The organism is Actinomadura oligospora ATCC 43269 (assembly GCF_000518265.1).
GTDB lineage: Bacteria > Actinomycetota > Actinomycetes > Streptosporangiales > Streptosporangiaceae > Spirillospora > Spirillospora oligospora.
In genome coordinates, this window is the sequence record NZ_JADG01000008.1 from 477,437 (window position 1) to 503,688 (window position 26,252).

Consider the following 26,252-nt stretch of genomic DNA (forward strand, 5'->3'; position numbering starts at 1 on the left):
GGGCAGTGCCTCCAAGAGGGTCATGCGGGGGTGCGGAGCCGCAGAAGCTCTTCGGCGGCGGTGCGGGACGCGGCGAGGGCGGTCTTCGCCGCGCCGCCGCTGCCGCCGGTGAAGGTCGACAGGCGCGCGGACGCGCCGGAGACCGGCCGGAGCCGCAGGCCGGGGTCGGGGTGGTAGCAGTCGGCGGCGACGACGGTCCGGAGGGCCGGGCCGAGCCGCAGCCCGGGGAAGGTGACCCGGGCCAGCGCGGACGCGGCGTGCGCGAGCGCCGGTTCGGGCCGCCGGTCGTCGGGGTCGACGTCGTAGCGGTCGCTGGGCACGCCGAGCAGCACGCCGTCGCCGTGGGGACGTCCGTAGAGGCTGGTCGTCTCGTCCACGAAGACGCGTGCGGGCGGGACCGCGGCGGCGTGCACGGTGTACTGGACGCGCTTGGTGCGCAGGCCGTCGCAGGGCAGGCCGAACCGCGTGAGCAGGCCGGGCGTCCACGGCCCGGCGGCCACGACGACCTGGTCGAACGTGGTGCGCGCCGCGCCGTGGTGCAGGGTGAGCGAGCCGTCCGGCTCCTCGGTGAGGCCGGTGACGGGCGTGGTCGTGCGGCGTCCGCCGATCCTCAGCAGGTCCGCGACGATCTCGCGGCGCAGCGCGCCCGGCGAGATGTGCCCGGCGCGCCGCTCGACGACCGCGGGCGGACGGTCCGGGAAGCCGGGCGCGTCGGCGAGGACGGCCGAGCCGGGCAGCGCCGCGCAGATCGCGGCCAGGTCGGACGGCAGCGGCGGCGGTCCCGACCGGACGTACACCGAGCCGGTCTCCCGGTACTCGGCCCAGCCGCGCAGCAGGCGGCTGCCGTACAGCTCGGCGAGCGACGCCGTCGCCTGGACGCGCAGCACGGCCTCGGGCTCGAACCCGCGGACGATCCCGCCGGACGCGGCGGTCGCGTCGGCGGGCTCGGGCGGGCCCGCCAGCTCGACCTCGGCGGACCGGTCGGCGAGGCGGATCCGCCAGGCGAGCAGCGCGCCGGCGAGTCCCGCGCCGACCACGCAGATCCTCATGAGGCGTCCCCGGAGGACGTCCCGGTGATCAGGGCGAGGAGCTCGGCGGCCCTCGGGTCCTCCCGCATCGGGAGGAGCAGGCGCGTGGCGAGCGCCGGGTCGAACCCGGACGGCCTGAGCGCGCAGCGGGCGCGTTCGAGGTCGGCCTCGGCGGACGGCGCGCCCGTCTTGAACGCGTCGTGGGTGAAGTCGCTCTCGTACCGGTCCGGACGGTCCTGGGCGAGGAACAGACGGACGTCGCCGGGGTCCTGGTCGTCGAGGATGTCCAGCGCCCAGACGGCGTGGTTCCGGCTGGTGGAGAACTTCAGGCCGTCCAGCCGGTAGAACTCGTTGACCGCGAGCCCGCGCAGGACGCCCGGCTTCACACCCGCCGCCGCGAACACGGCCGGGATCAGCACGCTGTAGTAGAAGGTGTTGTCGACGCCGTGGAAGTGCCACAGCTCGTCCACGCCGTTCCATGCCTCGACGCAGTCGGCGAGCGTGTGGACGGATGGGTCCAGGGCCTTTGCGATCTTGTAGAGGTAGCCGAAGGCCATCTCGACCCACACGTCGAGGCGCAGGCCGTCGAGGTGCACGTCCAGCTCGATGCCCCAGTCCGACGGGTAGGCGACGGGGACGGCGGGCAGGCCGTCGGCGAGCAGCCGCCGGACGAGGTCGGTCACGCGCGGGTGCGTTTCGGCCATGGCCCACGTGCGCGTCAGCGCGTCGCGGTGGTCCTCCAGGCGCAGCACCGGGACGCGCGCGGTGAACTCCTCCGGGACGGCGTCGCAGCAGGTCGAACGCGCGTCGCGGAGCGTCCCGGACGTGTTGTAGGCCATGCACGCCTCGCACGCGCCGCCCGCCGCGCCCGCGCCGCACGTCCCGCAGAGGCCGGCGACGTAGGCGTGGTGCATCGTCCGGCCGCAGTCCGGGCAGCGGTGCAGGACGGTCTCCTCGGCGTTCTCCCCGGCGTCCGCGAACAGCTCCGCGACGTGCCGCCGCACGGCGTCGCGGTAGTCGGCGTCCTCGGCGGGGTCGAGGAAGACGTCGTACTCGACGCGGGCCTTCGCGAGCGCCGTCCGGATCTGGCCGGAGTAGTCGCGCAGGGTCTCGTCCACCGGACGGCCGAGCGCCTCGGCCTTGGCCAGGACGTAGTTCTGGTGCCCGTCCAGGCCGGTCATGGTCAGCACGTCGGCGCCGGCCGCGCGCAGCGCCCGCGCCGCGATGTCGGCCGCGACGTACGGCCCGCTCAGGTGCCCGACGTGCAGGGGGCCGTTCGGCGTGGGCGGGGGAGTCGTGACGACGATCTTCCCTCGGCGGGTCGTCGGCCCGGTCATTCGGCGGCCTCCTCGGGCGACCAGTAGATGCTCAGCAGCACCAGCGGCTCGCTGTCCGAGCGGTTGTGGATCACGTGCGGCTCCCGGCTGGGCAGCAGGATCGCCGAGCCCTGCTCGGCCTCGGTCCGCTCCCCGGACGCAGGCGCCTCGTAGTCGGCGTGACCGGACGCCACCACGGAGAGCTCCACCTCCGGGTGCTGGTCGCGGTCGCTGGACCCGCCCGGCGGGATCACGCACCACATGGCGTCGAACGGCAGCTCGCGATCGGCCGCGTACTGCGTCCACCGGCCGATGCGGATTCCGTATTCCTCGGTCAACCGGGCCGAGGAATATTGCAACTTCTCCATGCGATCTCCCGTCGAACGGCACCGAATCGGGGCGGGCGCCGCGGAACCGAATCGAGGCGGTCGCCACAGACCGAATCGAGGCGGCCGCCCCGGAAGGGATTCTGACCCGGATAAGCCGCTTTCCCGGTGGCAGGAAGTTGACAGGAGCCCTTGTGTGGTCGGCGTTCGGGGATTCCCGCCCGAGCTGAACTGCCGCCATTCGCTTTCCGTGATCCCGGCATTGCGAACCGCGACGGAAAGGGAACATTGACGATCTTGTGAGCGCCGGGAGACCATGCGGCGCAGTGCCCGGCGAGAGGCAGCGGAGTCGCCGAGGACGCGTCGTTCATGATCAAGTTCGTGATCGAGTTGATGATCGAGTCGAAGGGGACCCTGGAATGGATGTCCGTCCGCACCTGGCACTGATCGCCACCGGCATGCAGGCGTGGCGCGAGTACCTCGTCGAGTCGATCGCGCGGGAGTACAGGATCCACCTGTTCGCCAAGGCCGAGCCGTCCTGGGAGCTCGCCTACGTGGACGGCGTGACCGTGGTGAACACGCTGGAGCCCGACCTCGCGATCGCCGCCGCCCGCGCCGTCCACGACACCGACCCGTTCGACGGCGTCCTCTGCTGGGACGAGGCCCGGATCTGGCCCACCGCCTGCGTCGCCGAGGCGCTCGGGCTGCCCGGAGTGTCCCCGGAGGTGGTCGAGCGCTGCCGCGACAAGCACCTGTCCCGCACCGCGCTCGCCGCCGCGGGCGTCCCGCAGCCCGCGTCCGTCGCGGTCGCCTCGTTCGAGGAGGCCAGGCGGGAGGCCGACCGGATCGGCTACCCCGTCGTGGTGAAGCCGCGCGCGCTCGCCGCGAGCGTCGCGGTGATCGTGGTCGAGTCCGCCGACCTGCTCGAGGACGCCTACGAGCGGGTGCGCGGCACGACGCTGCCGGAGGTCGAGGAGTACGAGTACGGCGTGCTCGTCGAGGAGTGCCTGCGCGGCGAGGAGCTCAGCATCGACTCGGCCGTGTTCGGCGGGAAGGTCGTCCCGCTGTACCTGGCGCACAAGCGCAAGGGCTACGAGCCGTTCTGCGAGGAGATCGGGCACGACCTGGTCGCCGACGACCCGCTGCTCGGCGACCCCGCGCTGCTCAAGGTCATCGAGGACACGCACGCCGCGCTCGGCTTCCACACCGGCATGACCCACACCGAGGTCTTCCTCACCGAGACCGGTCCCCGGGTCGTCGAGCTGAACGGCCGGCTCGGCGGCGACTTCATCCCCTACCTGGGCGGACGCATCACCGGCATCGACGCCGGCCTCGCCGCCGCGGCCGTCGCCGTCGGCCGGACGCCCGCCGTGGAGCGCACCCGGACCGGCGCCGCCTCCGTCGAGTTCTTCTACCCCGAGGTCGCCACGGTGTTCGGCGCGCTCCGCGTGGACGAGTCGCTCCTGCACCCGGCCACCGACAAGGTCGTCCCCATCGCGCAGCCCGGTGAGCTGGTCGAACGCGCCGAGGACGGGTACATGTGGGCGCGCTACGCCGCCGCCCTCGCGATCGCGGACACCGCGGGGGAGTGCCGCGAGGCGCTGGACGCGGCGGCCAAGGCGATCACGCTGGAGCCCGCGCCGCCCGGCACCGCGTCGGTCCCGGCGGGGCCCGCGATGTCCGGCCCGCCGTCCGAGCCGACCCCGATGGCGTCCTGGCGTCCCTCCGCGGAGTCCGCCGAGGCCGAGGCCGGTGCCGGTGCCGATGCCGCCGGGAGCGCCGGGTGAGTTCCGACGGCGCGCGATCGGCGGGCGTCTGGGAGACCTGGCGGGAGGCGCCGGTCCCGGTCCGCGCGGTCATCGTCGGGCTGCTCGTCAACCGGCTCGGTACGTTCGTGCAGGTCTTCCTCGTCCTGTACCTGACGCACCGGGGCTTCTCGAACACCGACGCCGGGATCGGGCTCGGCGTGTACGGGGCCGGGACGGTGCTCGGGCTGCTGGTCGGCGGCGGCCTCACCGACCGGATCGGCAGCCGCCGGACGATCGTGCTGTCGATGGCCGGATCGGCCGTCCTCACGCTCGCCGTCCTGTACGCGTCGCAGTTCTGGGCGATCCTCGCCGCGCTGGCGCTGCTCGGCGCGTTCGCGCAGGTCTACCGCCCGGCCTCGGCGAACCTGCTCGCCGAGATGGTGCCGGACGAGCGGCAGGTCATGGTGTTCGCGATGCTGCGGCTCGCGCAGAACGTCGGCGCGACCGTCGCGCCGCTGTTCGGGTCGCTGCTGCTCGCCGCGTCCTACTCGCTGCTGTTCTGGGGCGAGGCGATCGCGGCGCTGGTCTACGCGGTGATCGCCTACATGACGCTGCCCGGCGGACGCCCGTCCAAGGCCGGGGACGCCGCGGAGGAGGACGCGCCGCGGGACGCCGCGCACGAGCCGTCCGGCGGTTACCGGGCGGTGCTCGCGGACGGCCGCTACCTGCTGTTCCTGCTCGCCTTCCTGCTGAACTCGCTCATCTACGTCCAGTACCTCGCGGTGCTCCCGCTGTCGGTCAGGGCGGCCGGGCATCCGACCTTCGTGTACGGCGCGCTCGTCGCGCTGAACGGCTTCATCGTGATCGCGTGCGAGCTGCCGCTGACGAAGAAGACGCAGAACTGGCCCGCGCGGGCCGTCGGCGTGGCCGGGCTCGCGCTGCTCGCGGGCGGCCTCGCGCTGTACTGGGTGCCGCTCGGCATCGCCGCGCTCGTCCTCGCCACGGTCGTGTGGTCGCTCGGCGAGATCGTCGGCGGCCCGACCATGTTCGCCTACCCGGCCAAGGCCGCCCCGGAGCGCCTGCGCGGCCGGTACCTGGGATCCGCGCACGCCATGTTCGGCCTGGGCTCGGCGCTCGGCCCGGTGCTCGGCGTCGAGCTGTGGCACGCCGTCGGGCGGCCCGTCTGGCTGTACTGCGGCGCGATCGGGCTGGTCGCCGTCCTCGCCGCCCGCGCCGGAATCGTCGAAAAATCAACAACCTTTGTCCCGGCTGACAACAAACCTTCACCGAGCCATTCAGGAAACGAAAACACCGCTGTTATGAATACGCGCGGTGACGTTCCGGTCGCGGCAGAGGACAATGCATAGAGAAGTGAGCGTCCGTAGCCAAAACGGGCGGAAAGTGTGTCTTATTGAGGGCATGGCAACCCCCCCACCGCACCACGTGGCCGAGGCGCCCCCAGGCGCCGAGGCCGGGACGCCCGGCTCCGGCGTCCCGCTCGACTGCCGGGTCGAATTCTTCGCGGCCCGGCCCACCGGACCGCCCGACGGCGTCTCCGCGCGCCGCGACCTGGCGCTGCTGGACGGCGGCATCCGGGTCCGGCTCCTCTATCCGCACTCCGTCCGGAACGATCCCGCCTTCCTCGGCTACGCGACGATGCTCAGCGAGGCCGGGGGAGAGATCCGCACCGTCGACCGGCTGCCCGCCCCGGTCACCGTCCTCGACCGCTCGGTCGCCCTGCTCCCGGTCGGCCCGCCGGACTCCGAGCCGGTCGAGATCACCGCCGCGCCGGTGGTGGACCAGCTGCTCTGGACCCTCGCCTACACCTGGGACCACGGCTGGCGCTGCCCCGACGCCGGCGAACCCGAGGAACTGCGCACGGCGATCCTGTGCATGCTCGCCAACGGCGACAAGGACGAGACGATCGCGCGCCGGCTCGGCATGTCCGTCCGCACCTGCCGCCGCCACGTCGCGTCCATCATGGCCGACCTCAACGCCGCCAGCCGCTTCCAGGCGGGACTGCTCGCCGCCCGGGGCGGACTCCTCGGACCCCCTCCGGAAATCGGGCCCCCGCCGGAAATCGGGCCCCCTCCCGAAACCTGACCGTCCGCCGGGGACGCCGTCTTGGCCGGTGTCCCCGCCTGAGACCGGACGCCGGGACCGCGCCCGCGCTCACGGATCCCGCCCGTGAGAGTCCCGCCCGTCCGGCCGCGTCTGACGGTGGCCGCCCCGTTGCCTCGTGGCCTCTGTCCCACTCCCTGCCCACCGTTCGAGGGGCGCCCGCCGGAACCGACGTTCCGGCGGGCGCTTCGTCCTTCCCGGAACGTCCCGTATCGGTACGATCTGCGGGGCGGTTTCCCGAGACTGGAGGCGGAGTGCCGGACACGACGGCCGCGCGGGCCGGGGACCCGGGCACGGTGGGCCCCTACCGGCTGGAACGTCGACTCGGCACCGGCGGGCAGGGGACGGTCCACGTCGCGCTCGGTCCCGGCGGGCAGCGCGTGGCGATCAAACTGCTGCACCCGCACCTGGTCGCCGACGAGCGGGCGCGCGGACGGTTCCTCGGCGAGGTCGAGATCGCCAAGCGCGTCGCGCCGTTCTGCACCGCGCCGGTGCTCGACAGCGGCATCGCCCCCGGCGTCGAGGGCGACCGTCCCTACATCGTCAGCGAGTTCGTGGACGGCCCGTCCCTCCACGCGTCCGTCCGGACGACCGGCCCGCGCTCCGGGGCCGCGCTGCACCGCCTCGCCGTCAACACCGCGTCCGCGCTCGCCGCGATCCACGAGGCCGGGGTCGTGCACCGCGACTTCAAGCCCGGCAACGTCCTGCTCGGCCCGGACGGCCCGGTCGTCATCGACTTCGGCATCGCCCGCGCCCTGGACCTCAGCCAGTCCCTCACCACCAGCCAGGCCGTCGGCAGCCCCGCCTACATGGCCCCCGAGCAGATCGCGAACAAGGAGATCGGCGCCGCCGCCGACCTGTTCGCCTGGGCCGCCACCCTGCTCTTCGCCGCCACCGGCCGCCGCGCGTTCGGCGGCGACTCCATCCCGGCCGTCATGCACGCGATCCTGCACGACGAACCCGACCTCCCGGATCTGGACGAGCAGCTCAGCGACCTCGTCCGCGCCTGCCTCGCCAAGGACCCCGCCGACCGTCCCACCGCCGTCGCCGTCCTCGACGCGCTCCGCGGCCCGTCCTCCCGCGCCACGCCCGTCGCCGCCCCGGTCCCTGCGCCTGCCGTTCCGGACGAGCCGTCCACGCCGGACGAGCCGTCCGTGCCCGCTCGCACGATGTCGGACGACCCGTCCGCGCCTGGTCGTACGGTGCAAGACGAGTCGCCGGCGCCCGCTCGCACGGTGCAGGACGAGGCGTCCACCCCAAGTCGCACGGTGCAGGACGATCCGTCCTCGCCCGCCCGTGCCGCCCTGGACGCGTCGTCGTCCCAGCAGGCCGCCCTCTCCCCGGGCGGCGATGCGGACGGGAAGGCGCCGGGCCGGTCGCGCCGCCGGGTCGTCCTGCTGACGGCGGCGGTCGCCGCCCTGGTCCTCGCGGCCTCGGGTGCGGCCTACATGGCCGGGACGGCCGGAGATCCGGGCGGCCCACGCGCCGCGTCGGGACCGACGCCGCTCGCCAGCGGGGCGACGACCGCGCCCACGCCGTCGAGCGCGCCGTCGTCGGGGAAGCCGGCGAAGAAACCGTCGAGCGGGTCGTCCGCGTCGAACGGCCCGGTGAATTCGTCCGGCCCGTCGGGGAACCGTCCGACCCAGCCGTCCGGTAAGAGCAGCCGTCCTCCGAAGAGCGGCGGTGGCGGATCCAAGCCCGGCAACGGTACGAAAACGCTCGGGACCGTTGGCAAGGCGGATATGGACCGCTACTGCAACGCGAAGGGCCAGGCATATTCGATGCAGCAGGGCGGCCACTACTACTGTGCCGTGCCCAGCTCCATCCCGGTCACCTGGACCGACGTCTGTAAATGGCGCAACCCAGGTCGCTCACCCGTCTTCGCCGACGGCACCACCTGCAAGACGACCTCCTGATCCCGAAACGGGAGAACGCCCTCACGACACCGTCGCGAGGGCGTTCCCGTCGGTTTCCTAGTACTTGCTGGAGATGGTCACGCCGCTGAAGCCGGTGGTGGCGTAGAGGCTGACGTAGTTGTAGTCACCGGCTCGCAGGCCGGTGATGGTCAGGGTTTCGGAGTTGCCCGAGTTCGCTGATCGAGTGGCGTAGGCGCCGGTCGTGGCCCAGTTGTTCGGGTTGAAGTAGAGGTCGGCGTTTCCGGTGCCGCCGGACGTGGTGATGGTGAGGCTGCTCGTCCCGGCCGGGACGTACAGGTAGAAGTACGCGTAGTTGCCGGCCGTCGCGGAGACCCCGGTGCGCGTGCAGTCCTTTCCGAGAGCGCGCGTGTCGGTTCCGTCGCAGGTCGTGCCGCCACCGGGCGGGTTGCCGCCGCCGCCGGAGAGGGAGTCCAGCCAGGTGGTGAACTCGCTGTCGTAGTTCAGGGACTTGGTGAAGGTGTAGGCGGCGTCGTAGTTCCCGGCGCGGTAGTAGCCGAGCAGTCTCGTGACGTCCGCCGGGTGCTTCTCGAACATGAACCGGACCGCCAGGTAGCCCCAGTGGTAGGTGCGGTTCACGTTGGTGTTGGCGTAGGTCGTGTCGAAGAGCGTGCTCAGCGCGTAGGTGTGCTTCTTGGCCTCGTTGAGCGCGTCGGTGTAGGCCAGGTTCCGGTACGAGTAGGAGACGTACTCCGCGACGCCCTCGACCCACCAGATGTCGGGCCGGACGGTCGACGCGTCGAAGTCGCCGTACTGGTCGTAGCGTCCGTCGAGATAGTGCGTGTACTCGTGGTTGAGGTTCCAGATGCGGGCGGCGAAGCCGTTGTCGTCGGACCGCTGGTAGGCGATGAAGCGCGGCGTGTTCGTCGTGGACGACGGGTCGCCCTCCAGGTACATGCCGCCGTTGTTGGTGTCGATGCCGAAGATGACCCCGGCGTAGGTCTGGTAGTCGTCCGGCGAGGCGAAGACGACCACTTCCATGTTGGAGTTGTTGTCGTTCGCGACCGGCGTTCCGCCGTCCTTGGTGAGGTTGTGGAAGTAGGCGTTCTGGTTCAGCATGCTCGTGCAGGCCGCGTTCGCCTCGTCCGAGGTGACGGCCTGGGCGAGGATGTGCAGGACGTTCGCGCTGCACGTGTAGTTCTTCGTGAGGACGGCCTGCTTGACCCGGTTGGGCAGGTCGCACGTGCCGTAGGACGAGCAGTTCGACTCGTCGTAGGCGTTGGCCACGTCCGCGACCCGCACCCACAGCGGCGCGGTCGTGCCGGTGATGGAGCTGCCGTCGAGCAGGCTCTTGATGAGCGGGCGCACCTTGCTCTGCAACCCCGCGTACTGGACGAACCGGGCGGTCTCACCGCCCGCGTTCGAGACCAGGAACGCCGAGGCGGTGCCGAGCAGGTTCATGTGGTCGCGGGCGAAGGAGTAGACCGCGTCCACGATGCTCGGGTCGGCCTGCACGGCCTCCGGGTATCCGGCGGCCCACTGGCCCCGGAACAACACGGTGTAGACGTTGTTCACCGCGTTCCGCATGTACCAGGACGCGTCGTACGCGCTGTTGTACGCCGCGAGCAGGCGCTTCACCACGTACAGGTAGCGGGCGTTCTCCGCGGAGGAGTCGATCAGGATGACCGCCTCACCCAGGATCTCGCCGTTCGCGTCGCTGAGCGTGCTCGACGCCGCGTTGGCGTAGAACGCGTCGAGCGCGCCCTCGGTGGCCGTGGCCAGCGTCTTCGTGTACTGGCCGACCGTGCCGGGGTTGTAGTACTGCACGTAGTAGCCGGCCCGCAGGAACAGGACAAGCTGCTCGGTGCTCGTCGCGTTCGTCCCGTTGTAGGACGTGGCGTTGTCGCGAAGCGCGTTCGCGATCGTGACCATCTGCGCCTCGCGGAAGGCGCCGTACTGGTCCTGGCCGGTGATCGAGAACAGCGAGTTGACGCAGTCGACCGACGCCGCCTTCACGGCGTTGACCAGCGCTGTTCCGGTGTTGCCGGTGAAGTCCGACACCGAGCAGGCCGCCGCCGCGGCGGGCGAGAGCGTGGCCGGCTTGAGGAGCTTCCTGGGAGCGTTCTTGAGAGACGGCGTGAGCGGGTCGCGGAGCTTGGCGCCCTTCTTCACGTTCATCTCGTCCGGCTTGACCAGCCTGGTCGGGCCGGAGATCTCGCGGTCGTGCCGGGTGGGGGTGGGCTTGGCGGGTGTGGGCTGGGACGGGGCGGCGAGGGCGGGAGCGCCCGTGCCTCCGGCCGCGAGAGCGACGGCGACCAGGAGCGTGGTCGCCCATCGGCGTGGGGACATTGGCCAGCTTCTCCTCTGAACGGGGGGAGTGGAGAGTCGGGCGAGACCGGCCGGTCTTCTGTCGGACGGCTGTAAAATGTCACATGCGACATGTCCTAACAAGACCCAATTCATCGGGCGTTCACGGACATGCGCTCCGGCACCCTGGGTGACCGCCCCGGCGCGTCACGCGATCGCGACATGACGCGTGCCCGGCCCGTTTCGCGGGAAGCTCCGGAGGCCGCCTCCCGTCAATGGCGAATCTCGCCGAAAAGCGCGCACTTTTTGACTGGGACTGCAATTAGCCATGCGATGTATAAGTGAGGTGATCAACCCCCCTTTTTCAGGAGTGCCCCATGCGCGTCCCCCGCCTGCTCGCGTTCTCCGCCGGTACCGCCGTCATTCTCGGCGGCGCCCTGCTCACCACCGGAACGGCGGAAGCCGCCGGACAGAACTACGTCGCGCTCGGCGACTCCTACTCGGCCGGCGTCGGCGCCGGGTCCTACGACTCCGGCAGCGGCTCCTGTTCGCGCAGCACCAAGGCGTACCCGCAGCTCTGGGCCAACTCCAACGCCCCGTCGTCGTTCAGGTTCGTCGCGTGCTCGGGCGCGACGACCGACTCGGTGACCAGCGGCCAGCTGAGCGCCCTCAGCTCCTCGACCACCCTCGCCAGCATCACCGTCGGCGGCAACGACGCCGGGTTCGCCAGCGTCATGCAGACCTGCGTGCTCAGCTCCGACTCGTCCTGTGTCACGGCGGTCAATAACGCGAAGACGTACGCGCAGAACACGCTTCCCGGGAAACTCGACACGCTCTACGGGTCGATGAAGTCGAAGGCCCCGTCCGCGAAATTCGTGGTGCTCGGATACCCGCACCTCTATTACATGAACAGCGGTTTCTGCATCGGCCTGAGCAACACCAAGCGGAGCGCCCTGAACTCCGCCGCGGACGCCCTCGACAGCACGATCTCGGCCGCCTCGTCCCGCGCCGGGTTCAAGTTCTCCGACGTCAGGCCCATCTTCAACACCCACGAGCTCTGCTCGGGCGACGACTGGCTGAACTCGGTCACCATCCCGATCGGGAACTCCTACCACCCGACCGCGCTCGGCCAGTCCAGCGGCTACCTGCCCGGATTCAAGAACGGCGTCGCCTCCGCCCTCAAGTAGGACGCGGCGAAACTGGTCCTATTTCGGTCATGCGATGACGTGCCGACCTGACGTCCGGAAGTGACGTCCGCGATCCGGCCGACATTGTGACCACCTGGTCAGAAATACTTGTGACCGCCCGGTCAGCCCCTCGGGTCCCCCGAGGGGCTGACGCGTTCCCCCCGCCGCCCTGACGAAAGTCGGGGGCGGCCGGTGCCGATCGTCGGCTCCGCCCGGCCGGGCCCGGTTCCTAGCGTGGTCGGCATGATCACGATGCGGGACCTGACCAAGCGGTTCGGGGAACGGACGGCGGTGGACGGCCTCACGCTGGACATCGCCTCCGGCAAGGTGACCGGCTTCCTCGGCCCGAACGGAGCCGGCAAGTCCACGACGATGCGGATGGTCCTCGGCCTGGACCGGCCGAGCGCCGGGACGGCGCTGGTGAACGGCCGTCCCTTCGCCGAGCTGCGGCATCCGCTCCGCGAGGTGGGCGCGCTGCTCGACGCCAAGGCCGTCCACCCCGGACGGTCCATCCGGGCCCACCTGCTGGCGGCGGCGCGCAGCAACGGCCTGCCCGGACGGCGCGTCGACGAGGTGCTGGCACTCGTCGGGCTCGAGGCGGTCGCCCGCCGCCGCGCCGGGACGCTGTCCCTCGGCATGGGGCAGCGGCTCGGCATCGCCGGGGCGCTGCTCGGCGACCCGGCGGTGCTGATGTTCGACGAACCGGTGAACGGCCTCGACCCCGACGGCGTGCTGTGGATGCGGCGGCTCATGCGGTCGCTCGCCGCCGAGGGGCGCACGGTGTTCGTGTCCAGCCACCTGATGAGCGAGATGCAGCTGACCGCCGACCGGCTGGTGGTGATCGGCCGCGGGCGGCTCCTCGCGGACGCCCCGATGGCGGAGGTCGTCGCGTCCGGGACCCGGGTCCGGGTGCGCAGCCCGCGCGCCCGCGAGCTGGCCGCCTTCCTCACCTCGGCCGGACTGGACGTGATGGTCGGGCCGGACGGGGAACTGACCGTGTCCGACGCGTCCGCCGAACGGGTCGGGACGCTCGCGCACGAGGCCGGGATACCGCTGTTCGAGCTGACCGTCCGGCAGCGGTCGCTGGAGGAGGCGTACATGGAGCTGACCAGCGAGAGCGTCGAGTTCGGCGTCGCCGAGCCGCGCGTGGAGGCGCGGGCATGAGCGGGGGCGGGGACATGAACGAAGGCAGAGGTATGAGCGGGGGCATGGGCAAGGGCGGGGGCATGAGGAACGCGTTCGCGGCGGAGTGGACGAAGCTCTGGTCGCTGCGTTCCACGTGGTGGGCGCTGGCGATCTCGATGGGCCTGATGACGGTGATGGCGTTCACCGTCGGACGGTCGGTCGTCGACAACAACACCAACGCGCAGAGCGGCGACGACCAGGGGATCGTCTCGGTCAGCGGCACCGCGATCAGCTCGGTCGACCTGGTCCAGTTCGTCCCGGTCGCGCTGGCGATCCTGATGGTGACGGGCGAGTACGCGTCCGGGATGATCCGCCCGACCTTCACCTGGGTGCCGTCGCGCGGACGCGTCCTCGCGGCGAAGGCGCTGGTCGTGACGTCCGTGGTGATCCCGCTGGGCGTGCTGCTCGGCGTGGTCGGCACGGTCGCCGCGGGCTTCGCGCTGGGGGACTGGGGCCGCTTCAGCTGGACGGACGCGACGTCCGACATCCTCGCGTTCGCCCTGTACCTGGGCCTGGTCTGCGTCTTCGCCCTCGGTGTCGCGACGCTGCTGCGCAGCACGGCGGGCACGCTGACCACGGCGTTCCTCGGCCTGATGGCGCTGCCGATGCTGCTCATGGGGCCCGCGGCGTCGCGTCCGCTGGCCGAGAACCTGCCGAGCAGCGCCGGACGCACCTTCATGGGGATCGCCGAGGACGCGCCCTACCGGGGCTCGATCGGGCTGGCCGTCCTGGTCGCGTGGACGGTCGCGTCCCTGCTGTTCGGCCGTTTCATCCTGGTGCGCCGCGACGCCTGAGCGCCGCGACGCCTGAGCGCCGCGACGCCTGAGCGTCCGGCTCAGCCCGGCCCGTCTGGATCGTCCACCATGCCGGCCTCGTAGGCGATGATCGCCGCCTGCACCCGGTTCCGGACGTCCAGCCGGGCCAGCACCGCGCTCACGTACGACTTGACGGTCCCCTCGACGACGTGCAGCCGCGCGGCGATCTCCGCGTTGGACAGACCGGCCCCGACCAGCGCCAGCACCTCGGTCTCCCGGGGCGACAGCACCGCGGTCCGCCGCCGCGCCGTCGCCCGGCGGGTCAGGCGTCCGCCGCCGAACTCGCTGATCAGCCGCTGCGCCACCCGCGGCGACAGGTACGCCGCCCCGTCCGCGACGGCCCGGACGCCCGCGATCAGCTCGTGCGGATCCCCCGATTTCAGCAGGAACCCGGCCGCGCCGTCCGCCAGCGCCCGCTCGATGTACTCGTCCTCGCCGAACGTGGTGAGCATGACGACGGCCGTGCCCGGCACGGCGCGGCGCAGCTCGGCCGCGGCGGACAGGCCGTCCAGCCTGGGCATCCGGATGTCGAGCAGCACCACGTCCGGACGGTGCGCGCGGGCCATCTCGATCGCGGCCCGCCCGTCCCCGGCCTCGGCGACCACCTCGACGTCCGGGGCGGCGGACAGGATCGCCCGGACCCCGGCCCGGATCATGGCCTCGTCGTCCGCGAGCAGCACCCGGATCACGGCCGCGCGTCCTTCGTGGCCAGCCTGTTGTTCTGGAAGCACAGCCGGTAAACCTCCCCGAGCCCCAGGAGGTTCCCGTCCGACCGGAAGTACCGGCACCGGGCTCCGGCGGGCGGGTCCGGGAACGTCCGGACGCGGTCGACGTCGGAGTTGATCAGATCCATCCGGGGCAGGACCCGCTCGACGTCGCCCTGCGCCTGCCCGGCCCGCAGCGCCGCGAAGTCGGCGGGCCGCAGCACCGAGTTCAGCGTCGCGAAGGCGTAGTAACCGACCATCACCACCGACAGCGCCGCCACCAGCCCGGCCGGAACCGCGAACGTCACGACCAGCCCCCGCCGCCTCTGCTGCCTGTGCCGCGTCAGCTCGTCCTGCGGACCGCTCTCCGGCCGTTCCAGGACGGCCCGCACCTCGAACCCGCCGTCCGCCGTGGCCCCCGCGCGCAGGTCACGAACCCGCCCGGCCAGCCCGTCCAAGCCGCTACCACCCCCAGTGAGCTGCGACGTCTCCTCCGAGGGCCCGTTGGTCACCGACACCACCGACGCGCCGACCCGCACCACAACACTCGCTCCCGGCGCGTGCTTGGCCGCGTTCGTCAGCCCCTCCTGGACGACCCGGTACGCCGTCCGAGCGTCCACCGGAACACCGTCCTCGACCAGCCGGACGTCCATCCCCGACGAGGCCGCCCGCCGCACCAGCCCTGCGACCGACCCGTCGGCCTCGTCCCGCAGCAGCCCGATGATCTCGTGCAGGCGGTCGGTCGCGTCCGCCGCGCCCGCGCGCAGCTCGGCCGCCGCCTTCCGATGACGCTCCGGCAGATCCGCCGCGACCTGCAACGCCCCGGCCCGGACGGCAAGAAGTGCCAACTCGTGCCCCAGTGAATCGTGCATGTCCTGAGCGATCCGGGCACGCTCCCTGAGCCGCTCCCGCTCGGCGACGATCCGCTGCTCCCGCTCCAGCTGCTCGACCCGCTCCCACCCCGCGCGCACGAGCGCCTGATACTGCCGCCGGTACCGCCCCACAAGCCACGGCAGGACCCCGAGCAGCACCAGCCAGATCGTCAGCGGGAACCACTGCGTCACGTCGATCCCGCGCACGAGGTTGAGGACCGTCCCGCCGACGAACACCGCCGAGAACAGCCACACCACAGGACGAGCCTGCGCGGCCCGCCGTCCGGTCAGGTAAGCCACGACCGGAACCGCGAACGCGAAGTTCCCCTGATCCATCGTGAGCCCGATGACCAGCAACAACCCCACCTGCGGCCGAATCCACCCGGCCACCGCCGCCCCGATGACCCCCACCCCGGCCACCGCGACCCACCACCGCCAGTCAGCCCCCCGAACCGGCAGCAACCCACCAATGACCACCGGCATGGCCACAACAACCCAAACCAGCGCACCCCACCCAACCCGTACCACCCCACCCACGCTACAAGTCGCCCGCGGGGCTCCATTACCGCCGAAAGTAAGCACCTCGCCCAGCGCTGGACGCAGCACGGCCGGCGGACGTTGGGTGCACGAGCGAACGCGACGGATGTGCGGTGATCCGGCGGCACGTTGGTGAGCCTGGGGCGCGGTCAGGGGTGCTTATTGAGGGTGGGGCGGGTGGATTGCCAGGTTGTGGTGGTGGCTGTCGCTAGGGCTATGAGGGTGCAGAGGGCTGTGGTGGCGGCTATCTGTGGCCAGGGGATGACGGTTGGGGCGGTGGGGGCGAGTTTGGTGAGTGAGGCGTGTTGGGTCAGGGCGGCCAGGGTGGTCGCGACGGCGGCCAGGAGTGTGCCAACGACGACGGCGATGGCGGATTCGGCGGCGGTGATTCGGATGATCTGGGCGCGGGTGGTGCCTGTGAGGCCCAGCAGGGCGAACTCGCGGCGGCGGGCGGACATGGCCATGACCAGGGTGTTCGCTATCGCGATCAGTGAGTAGGTCAGGGCGATGCCCAGGATCACGACTGCGGCGTTGTTCGTTTGCCGGCTGGCGTGTGAGCGCTCGGCCGCGAGGTAGGCGTCGAAGGTCATGAGGTGGGCGCCGGTGCCCGCGAGGGCGCGGTGCAGTGCGGTCGTGTCGAGAGGGCCGTCCAGGTAGACCTGGGTCGCGGTGGTCGTGCCGGTCAGCGAGGACGAGATGTAGGTGTCGTCGCCGTGCGGGCCGCGGGCCACGACGGCGGCGATGACGGTCGGGACACGCCTGCCGGACGGCAGCAGGGCGATCACGTGGTCGCCGGGTGCGAGGTCGTCGGATTCGGCGGCGTGCTCGTCGATGACCAGGAAGTTCTCGGGGAGCGAGGCGAGGGAACCGGCGCGGACGGGCGGCCGGACGGTGTCGTTCAGAGCCCGTGGGGGCACCGCGTTCGTGGTCAGGGAGTCGATCTGCTCGCCCTGGACGGTTCCGATCCGGACGTTCATCGTGCTGACCGGGGTGACCCGGATGCCGGGAACGGCGGAGAGGCGGGCGAGCGTCCGGGCGTCGATCTCCATGCCGCTGCCGGGCATGACCACGGCGGACGCGCGGACCTCCTGGCGTTGCCGGACGAGCGTCGCGGCGTCCCCGGACTTCTGCATCGTCAGCAGGGTGCCGACCAGCCCGACGGCCAGGACGATCGGCGTCACGATGGCGGCCGTCCGGCGCCGGGACGTGAGGATGTTCTCGCGGACCAGCAGGGGCCCGGCCTTCGTGGAGCCGCGGAGCGGGGCGAGCAGCAGGCGGGTGACGGGACGCAGGAGCAGCGGCGACAACAGGGCGACCGCGCCGACATAGAGCACCGGGACCGCCTCGTACTTGCGGACGGTCGCCGCGAGGTAGGGCGTCGTCCGAGCGATCTGGATCCCCGCGACGACCGCTCCGGCCAGCATCGCCGTGCCCAGGAGGAGCCGGATCGGCGTCATCGCGCGGCGCTCCACCGCGCTCTCGCGCAGCACCTCGACCGGACGGATCAGCGAGACGCGCGGGAGCGTCGCCGCCGCGCCGGTCAGCGCCGCGGCCACGCCGAGGACGAAGGCGATCAGCAGCGGCACGACGTCGAACGGGATCGTGAACCAGGGCGGGGCCACGCCGTGGTCGAGCATCCAGGAGCGCAGCGGGACGGTCCCGAGCGGCGCGAGCGCGCATCCGGTGGTGGCCGCGGCCACGCCGACCAGGAGGGCCTCGCCGAGCACCATGCGCCGGACCTGCCGGGGCGCGGCGCCGACCAGCCGCAGCAGCGCCAGTTCGCGGCGGCGCTGCTCGGTGGCGAACGCGAACGTCGCGATGACGACGAACACCGCGACGCACACGGCGAGCCCGGTCGTGCTGCCCGCCATGCCCCGCGCGTTGGACAACTCGGCGGATCCGCCGGTGTCGTCCGGGTCGATCCGGATCCGGTCGCGGCCCGCGAGGACGGCGGCCCGGTCGCCCACGAGCTTGGACAACCGGGCTGGGTCCTGGTCGGTGACCAGCGCGTTCACGCCAGGGGACAGCCGTGCCGCCTCCATGTCGCTGAAGAACACCGCGTTCTCGAACCACAGCGCGCCGGTGACGCCGACCACCTGGTACCGGCGGACGCCGTCGCGGGTGGCCACCGGTATCCCGCGTCCGACCAACGTCGCGGAACCGCCGCCGATGACGACCTCGTCGGAGGCCGCCGGCGCGCGTCCGGCCGTGAGGCGGTAGCGCGCGAACGCGGCCGACGACCAGGGGTGGCCGATGACGTCCGACGACGGCCCGACGGTGGGGCGGACGGGGAACCCGCGGTCGGCCGTGGCATGGCCGACCGCGCTGACCTGCGCCACCACGTCCGGTGGGAGGACGGCGGGGGCCTTCATCGGGTTCCCCTCGAAGCCCGGCGGCGCGACCACGACCGGGGCGTCCTTGAAGCGCTGCGGCCCCGGATGCGGCGTGCCGGCGGTGGCCGCGAGGGTCAGCGCCATCATGCCGATCATGGCCGTCCCGAGCGCGAGCGCGACGAAGGCGCCCACGAAGCCCGTCAGCCGATGGCGCAGAGTGGCGACCGCGACCTTCAACACGCGTCCGCTCCGAGGCGCGCGTCCGCTCCGAGGCGCGCGTCCGCTCCGAGGCGCGCGTCCGCTCCGAGGCGCGCGTCTGTTCCGGGGCGTGAGTCGGTTCCGGGGTCGTCGGGTTCCAGGGCGGCCATGCGGAGGGCGACGGACTCGGCGGTCGGGTCGGTGAGTTCGCCGGTGACCCGGCCGTCGGCGAGGAAGACCACCCGTTCCGCGTGGGACGCGGCGACCGGGTCGTGCGTCACCATGATCACCGTCTGGCCGTGGTCCGCGACGAGGCGGCGCAGCAGTGCCAGGACGTCGCGCGCGGTGCGGGAGTCGAGCGCGCCGGTCGGCTCGTCCGCGAAGAGGACCTTGGGCCTGGTCGCCAGCGCCCGCGCGATGGCGACCCGCTGCTGCTGCCCGCCGGACAGTTCGGAAGGACGGTGCCCGCCGCGCTCGGCGAGCCCGACTTCGGCGAGCCCCCGGTCGACGGCCGCGGCGTCGATCCCGCGTCCGGCCAGTCGCAGCGGAAGCTCGACGTTCTGCCGGGCGGTCAGCGCCGGGACCAGGTTGAAGGACTGGAAGACGAACCCCATCCGCTCCCGGCGCAGCTCGGTCAGCGCCCGCTCGGACAGCCGGTGCAGCGGCGCCCCGTCCAGCAGGACCTCTCCCGCGTCCACCCGGTCGAGCCCCGCCGCGCACTGCAGCAGCGTCGACTTGCCCGACCCGGACGGCCCCATGATCGCCGTGAAGGTCCCGGCCCGGAAGGACACGCTGACCCCGTCCAGGGCGGCGACCTGGCCCCCGCCGCCGCTCCCGTAGGTCTTGCGGACGTCGACCAGGCTGACGACCGCCCGCTTGTCGGCCGTCCCGGCAGGGGCCGGATCCGGCGAGGACGCCGACGAGGAGGTTCTCCAGAACACGCTTCCGCCTTCAGAGGGTGAAGCGAGGCTCCCCGGCCTCGCCGCCCCCCGAAGGTAGGGCCGCGCCCGGCCCCGCCACCTCCGGGCCGACCCCTGATATCGCCCCTGAAGAACCCCTGACGACCCGTCCCGACGGGACCGACCGGTCGGCGCGGACAAGAAAGACCCGGGCGGACGCGTCGTACGAGCGTCCGCCCAGGTCAGGCGCTTGTTCCGCCGCCGGCGGCGGAGCCGCCTCGTCAGGGGTGCTGGAAGGTGATCTCAGGGTTGGACGCCGACGGGCCGTCGAGCACCGGTCGTGGGACGCCCTTGAGGTGCCGGTCGAAGAACGCGCCAACGTAGGTGCGTGTGACCGCTTCGGCGCGTTCCGCGGAGATTCCGGGGCCGGGCCTGCCCGCCCACGCGTTCAGGACGGCCAAGTCGGTGAAGGTGCCGTGGTCGGAACCGGCGACGGTGAGCCAGCGTTTCCAGCCGTTCAGGCGCGTCCAGGCCGTCGTCCAGGACGGGTCGTCGCCCGGGGCCTCGTGCTCGGCGCCGAACATCAGGAAGGGGCGGTGGTTCAGGCCGCTGAGCGGGACCTGCGCGAAGAAGGTGCCGTCCATGTTCACCCCCGCGCGCACGCGATGGTCGGCGGCCATGGTCGTGGCGGTGGCGTCGCCGCCGATGGAGTGCCCGGCCATGCCGATCCGCCGGGAATCGATCGTGCCCGCATGACGCCAGGACGGACGGTGAGCGGTCAGCCGGTCGAGCACGAAGGAGACGTCCTTGGCCCGGCTCCGGGCGACGGCCGGATTCCCCCCGGCCGGAGGCTTGTCGCAGATGGCACAGGCGAGGGTGCGTCCGCTGGGGAAGGTGACGCCGGAGGACTCGTAGGTGTGGTCGACCAGCGCGACCACGTATCCCCGGCTGGCGAGGTCCTCGGAGAGTCCGGTGAGGGTGGCGCGCGGGAGGGTCATGCCGGGGGAGAGCACCACGAGGGGGAAGCGGCCGTCCTCCGGACGCGCGTCCGCGCGCGCCCAGGTGCGGGTGGCGGCGAGCAGGGCGGGCGGGAAGGCGGAGCCCGGAGCCTTGGCCTGGAGGAACAGCCGAGCCTCCTCGGTGGTCATGTACGGCGCGGTCTCGCCCGTCCCGGGCTGGGCGGGGTAGTACATCGAGACCATCAGCCGCCGCGCGCCCGCCGACGGCACCCAGGGGTCCCGGCGGTGCGCGTCGACGACCTGCAGGACGTCGCGTCCGACCGCGTGCGGGCCGGCCGGACGCGGAAGCGCGGGGCTCTGCGACGACTGTGCAGCGACGGAGTGGGCGGCAACGGAACGGGCGGTCACGGAACGGGACGTGTTCGCGGAGGCGTCCCGGCCGGTCGAGCCGCCGCATCCCGCCAGCGCCAGGGTGAGTGCGGCCGCGGCGGCGACCAGCCCCAGAGAGCGGGTACGGCCGGCCGCCACCACTTTATCTATATCCATAGATATATAGTTAATTCATGCTCGATCGCCGCTGTCAACACCGGCCGCACGCCCGTGTGCCGCCGCTGCCGCCGTCCGCTCAGGACGTCGGGGTCCTCCACCAGGCGGTCGTGCCGCGCAGGTCGCGGTCGACGTTGGTGACGCAGTGGATGTCGCCGCCCGCGGTGCCGACATGGTGGGCGTAGTCCCAGTCCTCGATCCAGCGGACGTGGGTTCCGACCTTCCGCAGCGCCCGCTCGGTGGCCTGCTCGAAGAGGTCCTTCCCGTTTCGTCGCGGACCGTGCTGGGCGGGGGCGAGATAGCCGCGCGTGCCGGTTCCGGTGGCGATGCCGTTGGCGGCGTCCGGCAGGTAGGTGACCGTCAGGCCGTCGCGCGGGTAGCCCTCGGGGACGGTCAGCTTGGTGAACAGGGCCGGGACACGGACGATGTCCTTCTCGGTGATGCCCGCCTGCTCGCGCAGTTGCCGCAGGGCCTTGTCGACGCCCCGGCCCGCGATGCGCGTGCCGTCCACCAGGGCCGGGTCGCGCAGGGCCTGCGCCACGGTCATCCCGGGCTTGTCGGTCTTGGACGGGTCGACGCCCTCGATCAGGCGCTGGGACCCGCCGCCACTGCCCGCGAGGTCCCGGAGGATCTTCATGCCCATGCGCGGATCGGCGACCACCATCGCCCAGCCCCGGCGGTTGCGCGCCGGGACGAAGTGCATGAACTCGTCGATGTGCCCGACCCCGAGCCAGCTCGTGTCCACGACGACCGGATCCTGGTAGCCCTGCGCGGCGAGCATCGTGGTGAACGTCGGGTCGGGGGTGAACTCGCCCTCGCCGCCGTACACGATCCGTCCGGTGGGGTGGCCGGCGTACGGCGGGATCGTCCCGAAATTGCCGGTGGAGCTGGCGGAGCCGTAGTAGAGGTTGTCGTCCGGACGGTCGACGCGGGTGGCGTCGAACTGCTGGATCCCCGCCACGCCCGGCCCGCGCAGCTTGGTGAAGACCGGCCGGGACGCGTCGCGCAGCGGACGGTCACGCGCGGGGAAGTTCGGCGTGACGGCGGGCGACCTGAGGTTGACCACGATGCGATGTTCGCTCCCGCCCGGCCCCGGCATCGAGGCGTAGGCGGTCTTGTACATGTCGCCCATCCACTGGTCGCCGCCCGCGGGCGACTCGACGAACGGCTTGCGCAGGCCGTCCGCGTCCAGGGCGCGCCGCATGTCACGACGGTATTCGGCCTCTCCCGCGACCGGAGTGCTCGGGGTTTTGCGTCCCTCGAGGGTCTCGGGGGCCTTGGGGTTCGCCACGACCACCCGGTTCAGCGGCATGAGGTCGTTCTGGAAGAGCACCGGCGCGACGCGCAGCCGCACCCGGTCGGTGCGCGTCGCGCCCCGGTCGGCGACGCTCAGGGTGAGATCGGTGAACCCCGACCAGACGGCCGGATCACGGATGACGTCGCGCGCCTCGACCGCCAGCCGGACCCCACGACGCAACTCGTCCACCCGAACGGAACCGCTTGGGCCGAGTGCGACGAACGTGCCCTTGCGTTCGACGAAGACACGGACCTTGTCGCGTGAGCGTGCGTCCGGAAGCAGCGTCGCCTTCGCGGAGGCGGAGACGTCGCGCATCGCCGGGATCTCCAGCCGCGCGAGGTCCGCGAGGTCGGAAGCGCCGTTCACCACGTCGTCGGACGCGTCGTCGCACGCGGCGAGCGCGGCGTCGGTGAGCCGCGCGCCGTCCGGTGCCGCCTTGGGGCAGCGGGACCGGTCGTCGTCCAGGTTCGGCAGCATGATCGCGCCGCGCGCGCCGGACCAGGCGCCGCGTCCGGCGTCGTCGGCGGCCGTCAGGCGGCCGTCGCGATCGGTGTCGGCGCGCAGCATGACCCGCGAGGGCGCGCCCGCCGCCGCGGGGACGGCCAGGCCGGCGACCACGGCGGCGGAGGCGAGCGCCGCCAGGCCCATGCTTACGATGCGTGAGTGATCGTTCATGAAGACAGCCTCGGCGACGGGACCCCCGCCCGACATCGGCCGTCCGGCAGATCTTCCGGACGGTCACCTCGGCCATTCGGCATAGCCCGCGAGGCATACCGCCGAGCCGCGTGGTGCGGCGCGATCCTCGCTGCGGCGGCGATACCGGCCGTCGCGGACGCCCCTCGCACCGGGCTGCCGATCACCGGCGCGGCATGGCTCGCGTGCGCCGCCGCGATCACCGTTTCCGCGTTTCCGCAGGTCCGGCGGGCCGCGATCCCCTGCGTGGCCGCTGCCGCCTCCCTCGTGGTGACCCTCCTTCACGACGGGCCCGCCGACAACCGGACGGCACTGTGGTGGGTCGCCGAACTGGGCGCTTCGATCCTGACGCTCGGACTGACCGTACGGCGGGCGCCCGGCCGTGCCGCCGCGCTCGGTGGCACGGCGATGCTCGTCGCGATCACCGCCCTGCCGCTGCGGCTGACCCTGCACGTCGTCCCACCGGCGACGACGCGCGGCGCGGTGCTCGGCTGCGTGATCTGCGGCCTCGTCGCGCTCACGACGGCCGCGACCGCCCTGTACCCGAGGCGCCTGGACGCGCGGCGGTCCCGCGCGGTCGCCGAGGCCCGCCGCGCGCAGCGCCTCGACCTGGCCCGCGACCTGCACGACTTCGTCGCGCACGACGTGAGCGGCATGGTCGTCCAGGCGCAGGCGGCCCAGGTCAGCCCCGACCCCGAGGTGGCGCGCGCCGCGCTCCAACGCATCGAGGCCGCCGGGCTGCGCGCGATGGAGTCCATGGACCGCACCGTCCACATGCTCCACGAAGCCGAGGACGACGACCCGCGCCCGCGACCGTACGGCCTGGACGACCTCCCAGGACTGACAGACCGGTTCGCTGAATCGTGCGACGCGCGCGTCCACCTGAGCGTGGACGTCCACGACCCGCCCCGCGAGGTGTCGGCGACCGCGTATCGGCTGGTCGTGGAGGCGCTGACGAACGTCCGGCGGCACGCACCGGACGCGACCGCCATCAACGTCACCGTCACCGAGGTGCCCGGTCCAGCCGTCCGCGTGCGCGTCGCGGACGACGCCCCCGCCCGCCCGCGCCGCCGTCGCGGTCTCCGGGGCCTCGGCGGCGGACGCGGACTCAGCGGCCTGGCCGAACGGGTCAGGGCCCTGGGCGGGGAGTTCGCGGCGGGCCCGTCCGGCGATCACGGCTGGGAGGTCACGGCCGTGCTGCCCCTGCCCGGACGTGTACGCTCGCGCCCATGATCACCCGGATCGTCATCGCCGACGACCAGGACGACGTCCGCGGTGGTTTCCGGATCATCCTGGACGCCCAGCCCGGCATGCAGGTCGTCGGGGAGGCCGCGGACGGCGTCGCCGCCGTCGAACTGGCCCGGCGTCTGCGTCCCGACGTGGTGCTCACCGACGTCCGCATGCCGGGCCGGGACGGCGTGGAGGTCACCCGCCTCCTGGCGGGCCCGGACGTGCCCGACCCCCTCCGCGTCGTGGTCGTCACCACCTTCGACCTGGACGAATACGTCCACGCGGCCCTGCGCGCCGGGGCCTGCGGCTTCCTGCTGAAGCGCTCCGGACCCGCCCTGCTCGTCGAGGGCGTCCGCGCCGCGGCGGCGGGCGACGCGCTCATCAGCCCGGCGATCACCGCGCGCCTCCTCGACCACTTCAGGACGGGCGGCCCAGGCGAACCGGACCCGCGCCTCACCGAACGCGAGGCGCAGGTCGCGAGCCTGGTCGCCCGGGGACACACCAACGCCGAGATCGCCGCCGAGCTGTTCATCTCGCCCGGCACCGCCAAGACGCACGTGGCCAACCTCCACCGCAAGCTCGGCTTCCGGAACCGGGTCGAGATCGCCGCGTGGGCCTGGGAGACCGGACGGGTCGGGCAGGAGTAAGCCTCCCGCGGGTCGAGGGCGGGTGCCGGAGTCCGGCAACGCCCCACCTAAATCTCCGCCAAGTCCCACCCCATTCGGTCGCCCTTCGGTTTCCGAAATCGGGGGATCGGGGAGCTTTTAGTCGAGATTGTTCATGGCCCGACGCGGGCCGCCGGGCCGCCGATCCGGAAAGGAGAGAGCTTGAGCGACTCCTCGGTTCCGACTTCTCCCGGACGTCCGGCTGGCTGACCTTCGCCGGGCTGCCGGCCCTGGTCACAGGACTCTTCAACGTGATCGACGGGCTCGTGGCGCTGTTCGAAGAGAAGTACTTCGTCGTGACCGGGGGGCGTCTTCTGGTCTTCAATCCGGCCGTGAGAAAGCGAGTTCATCATGACCACCACTCCGGCGCCGCGCGGCACCTATTCCGGATGGCTCGGCTTCGCCGGCGTGCTCGGCACCCTGCTGGGAGTCTTCAACGTCATCGACGGCCTGGTCGGCCTATTCAAGCACGACTTCTACACCACCGCCAACGGCCACCTCCTGGTCTTCAACTACACCGCCTGGGGCTGGATCTGGCTGATCATCGGGATCATCCAGATCGTCGTCGGCATCGGCATCCTGAGCGGTCAGACCTGGGCGCGCGCGGCCGGTGTCCTGATCGCGGCCCTGGTGATGATCGGCCAGTTCGCGTTCCTGGCCGCCTTCCCGGTCTGGTCGGTGATCAACATCGTCCTGGCGATCCTGGTCATCTACGGCCTGATCACCGCGCCCCACGGCGCTCGGGGCTGACGCGCGTCCCACACCGCCTCAGCGGGTGTCAGCCGGGTGAGGCGTGGCTCGTGCGCTCGCCGCCGCCGCGTCCTCCGACCTGGCACGGGCGTTCGCCGGGCCGTCCCATGGGGGCGTGACCCGGCGACATGTCCGTCCGGTCTCTCCTGGTAGTCCGTCCGGCCTCTTTAGTAGAAGGCGCGGATGCCCGTGCTGCCGTCCTTCTGCTTGACCAGTTTGAAGCTCTGGGTCTTGAGGCCCTTGTACTGGGAGCCGAAGACGCGCCCGCCCCGCAGGGTCAGCGCGGTGCGCTTGTAGTAGTTGCGGATGCCGCTGCTGCCGTCCTTCTGCTTGATCACCATGAAGCTCTGCCAGGCGTTGCCCGCGTACTTCTGGCCTGAGACGGACGCGTCCTGCATGGTCAGCACCATCGTGTCCTTGTAGAAGGCGCGAATGCCCGTGCTGCCGTCCTTCTGCTGGACGAGCCGGAAGCTCTGCGACCGGGTCCCCTTGTACTGGGCGCCCTTGACCGACGAGCCGTCCATGGTCACCACCTGCGGCGGAGCCGCCTGGGCGGGCGCGGCGCCCAGGCAGCAGGCGAGTGCGGCGGCCAGGCCGACGCCGCTCAGGTGACTTCGTTGAACCGGGGTGAGAGTCATATTCGATGACCTCCGATGCGTTCG

The 26,252-nt window shown here is 72.2% G+C and carries 22 protein-coding genes; 10 read left to right on the forward strand and 12 right to left on the reverse strand.

Translation table 11 applies throughout. The features are described 5' to 3' along the window. Positions 1-20: 20 nt before the first annotated feature. From P696_RS0114065 to P696_RS0114075, 3 genes are read right to left on the reverse strand one after another with little or no spacing between them, the layout of a single operon-like run. Positions 21-1,049: an NAD(P)/FAD-dependent oxidoreductase gene (locus P696_RS0114065; protein WP_026412846.1), complete on the reverse strand. Its 1,029-nt coding sequence runs from the start codon at positions 1,047-1,049 to the stop codon at positions 21-23. Next, positions 1,046-2,365 (reverse strand): class I tRNA ligase family protein, encoded by a 1,320-nt coding sequence (locus P696_RS0114070; protein ID WP_026412847.1) that lies wholly within the window; start codon positions 2,363-2,365, stop codon positions 1,046-1,048. The genes P696_RS0114065 and P696_RS0114070 overlap by 4 nt, the downstream gene beginning before the upstream one ends. Continuing rightward, a complete protein-coding gene (locus P696_RS0114075) occupies positions 2,362-2,712 on the reverse strand; it encodes a cupin domain-containing protein (RefSeq protein WP_026412848.1) in 351 nt (116 codons plus the stop codon). Before P696_RS0114075 ends, P696_RS0114070 begins: the two co-directional genes overlap by 4 nt. Positions 2,713-3,089: 377 nt before the next feature. Between P696_RS0114075 and P696_RS45360 the strand changes: the two genes are divergently transcribed. The 4 genes from P696_RS45360 to P696_RS52415 all read left to right on the forward strand — a co-directional run bounded on the left by P696_RS45360 (position 3,090) and on the right by P696_RS52415 (position 8,455). Beyond that, positions 3,090-4,457 (forward strand): ATP-grasp domain-containing protein, encoded by a 1,368-nt coding sequence (locus P696_RS45360; RefSeq protein ID WP_064744017.1) that lies wholly within the window; start codon positions 3,090-3,092, stop codon positions 4,455-4,457. Further along, entirely contained in the window at positions 4,454-5,785 is a 1,332-nt protein-coding gene (locus P696_RS45365; RefSeq protein WP_064744018.1) for an MFS transporter, read from the forward strand. Before P696_RS45360 ends, P696_RS45365 begins: the two co-directional genes overlap by 4 nt. A gap of 52 nt (positions 5,786-5,837) precedes the next feature. Continuing rightward, positions 5,838-6,521 (forward strand): helix-turn-helix transcriptional regulator, encoded by a 684-nt coding sequence (locus P696_RS45370; RefSeq protein ID WP_084337431.1) that lies wholly within the window; start codon positions 5,838-5,840, stop codon positions 6,519-6,521. 272 nt (positions 6,522-6,793) lie between these two features. After that, positions 6,794-8,455, forward strand: coding sequence for a serine/threonine-protein kinase (locus P696_RS52415; RefSeq protein WP_051467517.1), 1,662 nt, complete (start codon positions 6,794-6,796; stop codon positions 8,453-8,455). A 57-nt stretch (positions 8,456-8,512) separates the two neighbouring features. On the opposite strand, the gene P696_RS45380 is transcribed toward P696_RS52415, so the two are convergent. Further along, complete coding sequence (locus P696_RS45380) at positions 8,513-10,762, reverse strand: M9 family metallopeptidase (RefSeq protein WP_051467519.1); 2,250 nt, start codon at positions 10,760-10,762, stop codon at positions 8,513-8,515. A gap of 335 nt (positions 10,763-11,097) precedes the next feature. Between P696_RS45380 and P696_RS0114105 the strand changes: the two genes are divergently transcribed. From P696_RS0114105 to P696_RS0114115, 3 genes are all read left to right on the forward strand, one after another. Beyond that, a complete protein-coding gene (locus P696_RS0114105) occupies positions 11,098-11,907 on the forward strand; it encodes an SGNH/GDSL hydrolase family protein (protein WP_026412849.1) in 810 nt (269 codons plus the stop codon). 243 nt (positions 11,908-12,150) lie between these two features. Continuing rightward, a complete protein-coding gene (locus P696_RS0114110) occupies positions 12,151-13,071 on the forward strand; it encodes an ATP-binding cassette domain-containing protein (RefSeq protein WP_026412850.1) in 921 nt (306 codons plus the stop codon). Positions 13,072-13,133: 62 nt separating this feature from the next. After that, the gene (locus tag P696_RS0114115; RefSeq protein ID WP_157429689.1) at positions 13,134-13,886 is read left to right on the forward strand and encodes an ABC-2 transporter permease; all 753 of its coding nucleotides are present in this window, start codon (positions 13,134-13,136) and stop codon (positions 13,884-13,886) included. A 41-nt stretch (positions 13,887-13,927) separates the two neighbouring features. On the opposite strand, the gene P696_RS0114120 is transcribed toward P696_RS0114115, so the two are convergent. The 6 genes from P696_RS0114120 to P696_RS0114145 all read right to left on the reverse strand — a co-directional run bounded on the left by P696_RS0114120 (position 13,928) and on the right by P696_RS0114145 (position 22,927). Beyond that, complete coding sequence (locus P696_RS0114120; protein ID WP_026412852.1) at positions 13,928-14,596, reverse strand: response regulator transcription factor; 669 nt, start codon at positions 14,594-14,596, stop codon at positions 13,928-13,930. After that, entirely contained in the window at positions 14,593-15,903 is a 1,311-nt protein-coding gene (locus tag P696_RS45385) for a sensor histidine kinase (RefSeq protein WP_170026438.1), read from the reverse strand. Before P696_RS45385 ends, P696_RS0114120 begins: the two co-directional genes overlap by 4 nt. A gap of 266 nt (positions 15,904-16,169) precedes the next feature. After that, positions 16,170-18,593: an FtsX-like permease family protein gene (locus P696_RS45390; RefSeq protein WP_157429691.1), complete on the reverse strand. Its 2,424-nt coding sequence runs from the start codon at positions 18,591-18,593 to the stop codon at positions 16,170-16,172. Further along, positions 18,587-19,492 (reverse strand): ABC transporter ATP-binding protein, encoded by a 906-nt coding sequence (locus P696_RS45395; protein WP_084337437.1) that lies wholly within the window; start codon positions 19,490-19,492, stop codon positions 18,587-18,589. The genes P696_RS45390 and P696_RS45395 overlap by 7 nt, the downstream gene beginning before the upstream one ends. Positions 19,493-19,731: 239 nt before the next feature. Continuing rightward, positions 19,732-20,955 carry an alpha/beta hydrolase family protein gene (locus P696_RS0114140; RefSeq protein WP_084337439.1) on the reverse strand — a complete coding sequence of 408 codons (1,224 nt, stop codon included), beginning with the start codon at positions 20,953-20,955 and terminating at the stop codon, positions 19,732-19,734. 79 nt (positions 20,956-21,034) lie between these two features. Beyond that, positions 21,035-22,927, reverse strand: a complete 1,893-nt coding sequence (locus P696_RS0114145; protein WP_170026440.1) for a protein-arginine deiminase family protein — start codon at positions 22,925-22,927, stop codon at positions 21,035-21,037. Here P696_RS0114145 and P696_RS45400 point away from each other — a divergent pair. Next, the gene (locus P696_RS45400) at positions 22,916-24,178 is read left to right on the forward strand and encodes a sensor histidine kinase (RefSeq protein WP_157429693.1); all 1,263 of its coding nucleotides are present in this window, start codon (positions 22,916-22,918) and stop codon (positions 24,176-24,178) included. The two genes, P696_RS0114145 and P696_RS45400, sit on opposite strands and share 12 nt — an antisense overlap. After that, entirely contained in the window at positions 24,175-24,822 is a 648-nt protein-coding gene (locus tag P696_RS0114155; protein WP_026412855.1) for a response regulator, read from the forward strand. The genes P696_RS45400 and P696_RS0114155 overlap by 4 nt, the downstream gene beginning before the upstream one ends. A gap of 131 nt (positions 24,823-24,953) precedes the next feature. On the opposite strand, the gene P696_RS55890 is transcribed toward P696_RS0114155, so the two are convergent. After that, positions 24,954-25,193: a hypothetical protein gene (locus P696_RS55890; RefSeq protein ID WP_157429694.1), complete on the reverse strand. Its 240-nt coding sequence runs from the start codon at positions 25,191-25,193 to the stop codon at positions 24,954-24,956. On the opposite strand from P696_RS55890, the gene P696_RS0114160 reads away from it, so the two are divergent. After that, positions 25,192-25,590, forward strand: coding sequence for a DUF7144 family membrane protein (locus tag P696_RS0114160; RefSeq protein WP_034484634.1), 399 nt, complete (start codon positions 25,192-25,194; stop codon positions 25,588-25,590). The two genes, P696_RS55890 and P696_RS0114160, sit on opposite strands and share 2 nt — an antisense overlap. 167 nt (positions 25,591-25,757) lie before the next feature. On the opposite strand, the gene P696_RS0114165 is transcribed toward P696_RS0114160, so the two are convergent. Continuing rightward, complete coding sequence (locus P696_RS0114165; RefSeq protein WP_026412857.1) at positions 25,758-26,228, reverse strand: RICIN domain-containing protein; 471 nt, start codon at positions 26,226-26,228, stop codon at positions 25,758-25,760. Between the last annotated feature and the right edge of the window lie 24 nt (positions 26,229-26,252).

Excerpts from the sequence above, each read along its gene's own strand:
- P696_RS0114065 (WP_026412846.1), bottom strand. The coding sequence starts at position 1,049 with ATGAGGATCTGCGTGGTCGGCGCGGGACTCGCCGGCGCGCTGCTCGCC.
- P696_RS0114070 (WP_026412847.1), bottom strand. The coding sequence starts at position 2,365 with ATGACCGGGCCGACGACCCGCCGAGGGAAGATCGTCGTCACGACTCCC.
- P696_RS0114075 (WP_026412848.1), bottom strand. The coding sequence starts at position 2,712 with ATGGAGAAGTTGCAATATTCCTCGGCCCGGTTGACCGAGGAATACGGA.
- P696_RS45360 (WP_064744017.1), top strand. The coding sequence starts at position 3,090 with ATGGATGTCCGTCCGCACCTGGCACTGATCGCCACCGGCATGCAGGCG.
- P696_RS45370 (WP_084337431.1), top strand. The coding sequence starts at position 5,838 with ATGGCAACCCCCCCACCGCACCACGTGGCCGAGGCGCCCCCAGGCGCC.
- P696_RS45380 (WP_051467519.1), bottom strand. The coding sequence starts at position 10,762 with ATGTCCCCACGCCGATGGGCGACCACGCTCCTGGTCGCCGTCGCTCTC.
- P696_RS0114105 (WP_026412849.1), top strand. The coding sequence starts at position 11,098 with ATGCGCGTCCCCCGCCTGCTCGCGTTCTCCGCCGGTACCGCCGTCATT.
- P696_RS0114110 (WP_026412850.1), top strand. The coding sequence starts at position 12,151 with ATGATCACGATGCGGGACCTGACCAAGCGGTTCGGGGAACGGACGGCG.
- P696_RS0114115 (WP_157429689.1), top strand. The coding sequence starts at position 13,134 with ATGAGGAACGCGTTCGCGGCGGAGTGGACGAAGCTCTGGTCGCTGCGT.
- P696_RS0114140 (WP_084337439.1), bottom strand. The coding sequence starts at position 20,955 with ATGGATATAGATAAAGTGGTGGCGGCCGGCCGTACCCGCTCTCTGGGG.
- P696_RS0114145 (WP_170026440.1), bottom strand. The coding sequence starts at position 22,927 with ATGAACGATCACTCACGCATCGTAAGCATGGGCCTGGCGGCGCTCGCC.
- P696_RS0114155 (WP_026412855.1), top strand. The coding sequence starts at position 24,175 with ATGATCACCCGGATCGTCATCGCCGACGACCAGGACGACGTCCGCGGT.
- P696_RS0114160 (WP_034484634.1), top strand. The coding sequence starts at position 25,192 with ATGACCACCACTCCGGCGCCGCGCGGCACCTATTCCGGATGGCTCGGC.
- P696_RS55890 (WP_157429694.1), bottom strand. The coding sequence starts at position 25,193 with ATGATGAACTCGCTTTCTCACGGCCGGATTGAAGACCAGAAGACGCCC.
- P696_RS0114165 (WP_026412857.1), bottom strand. The coding sequence starts at position 26,228 with ATGACTCTCACCCCGGTTCAACGAAGTCACCTGAGCGGCGTCGGCCTG.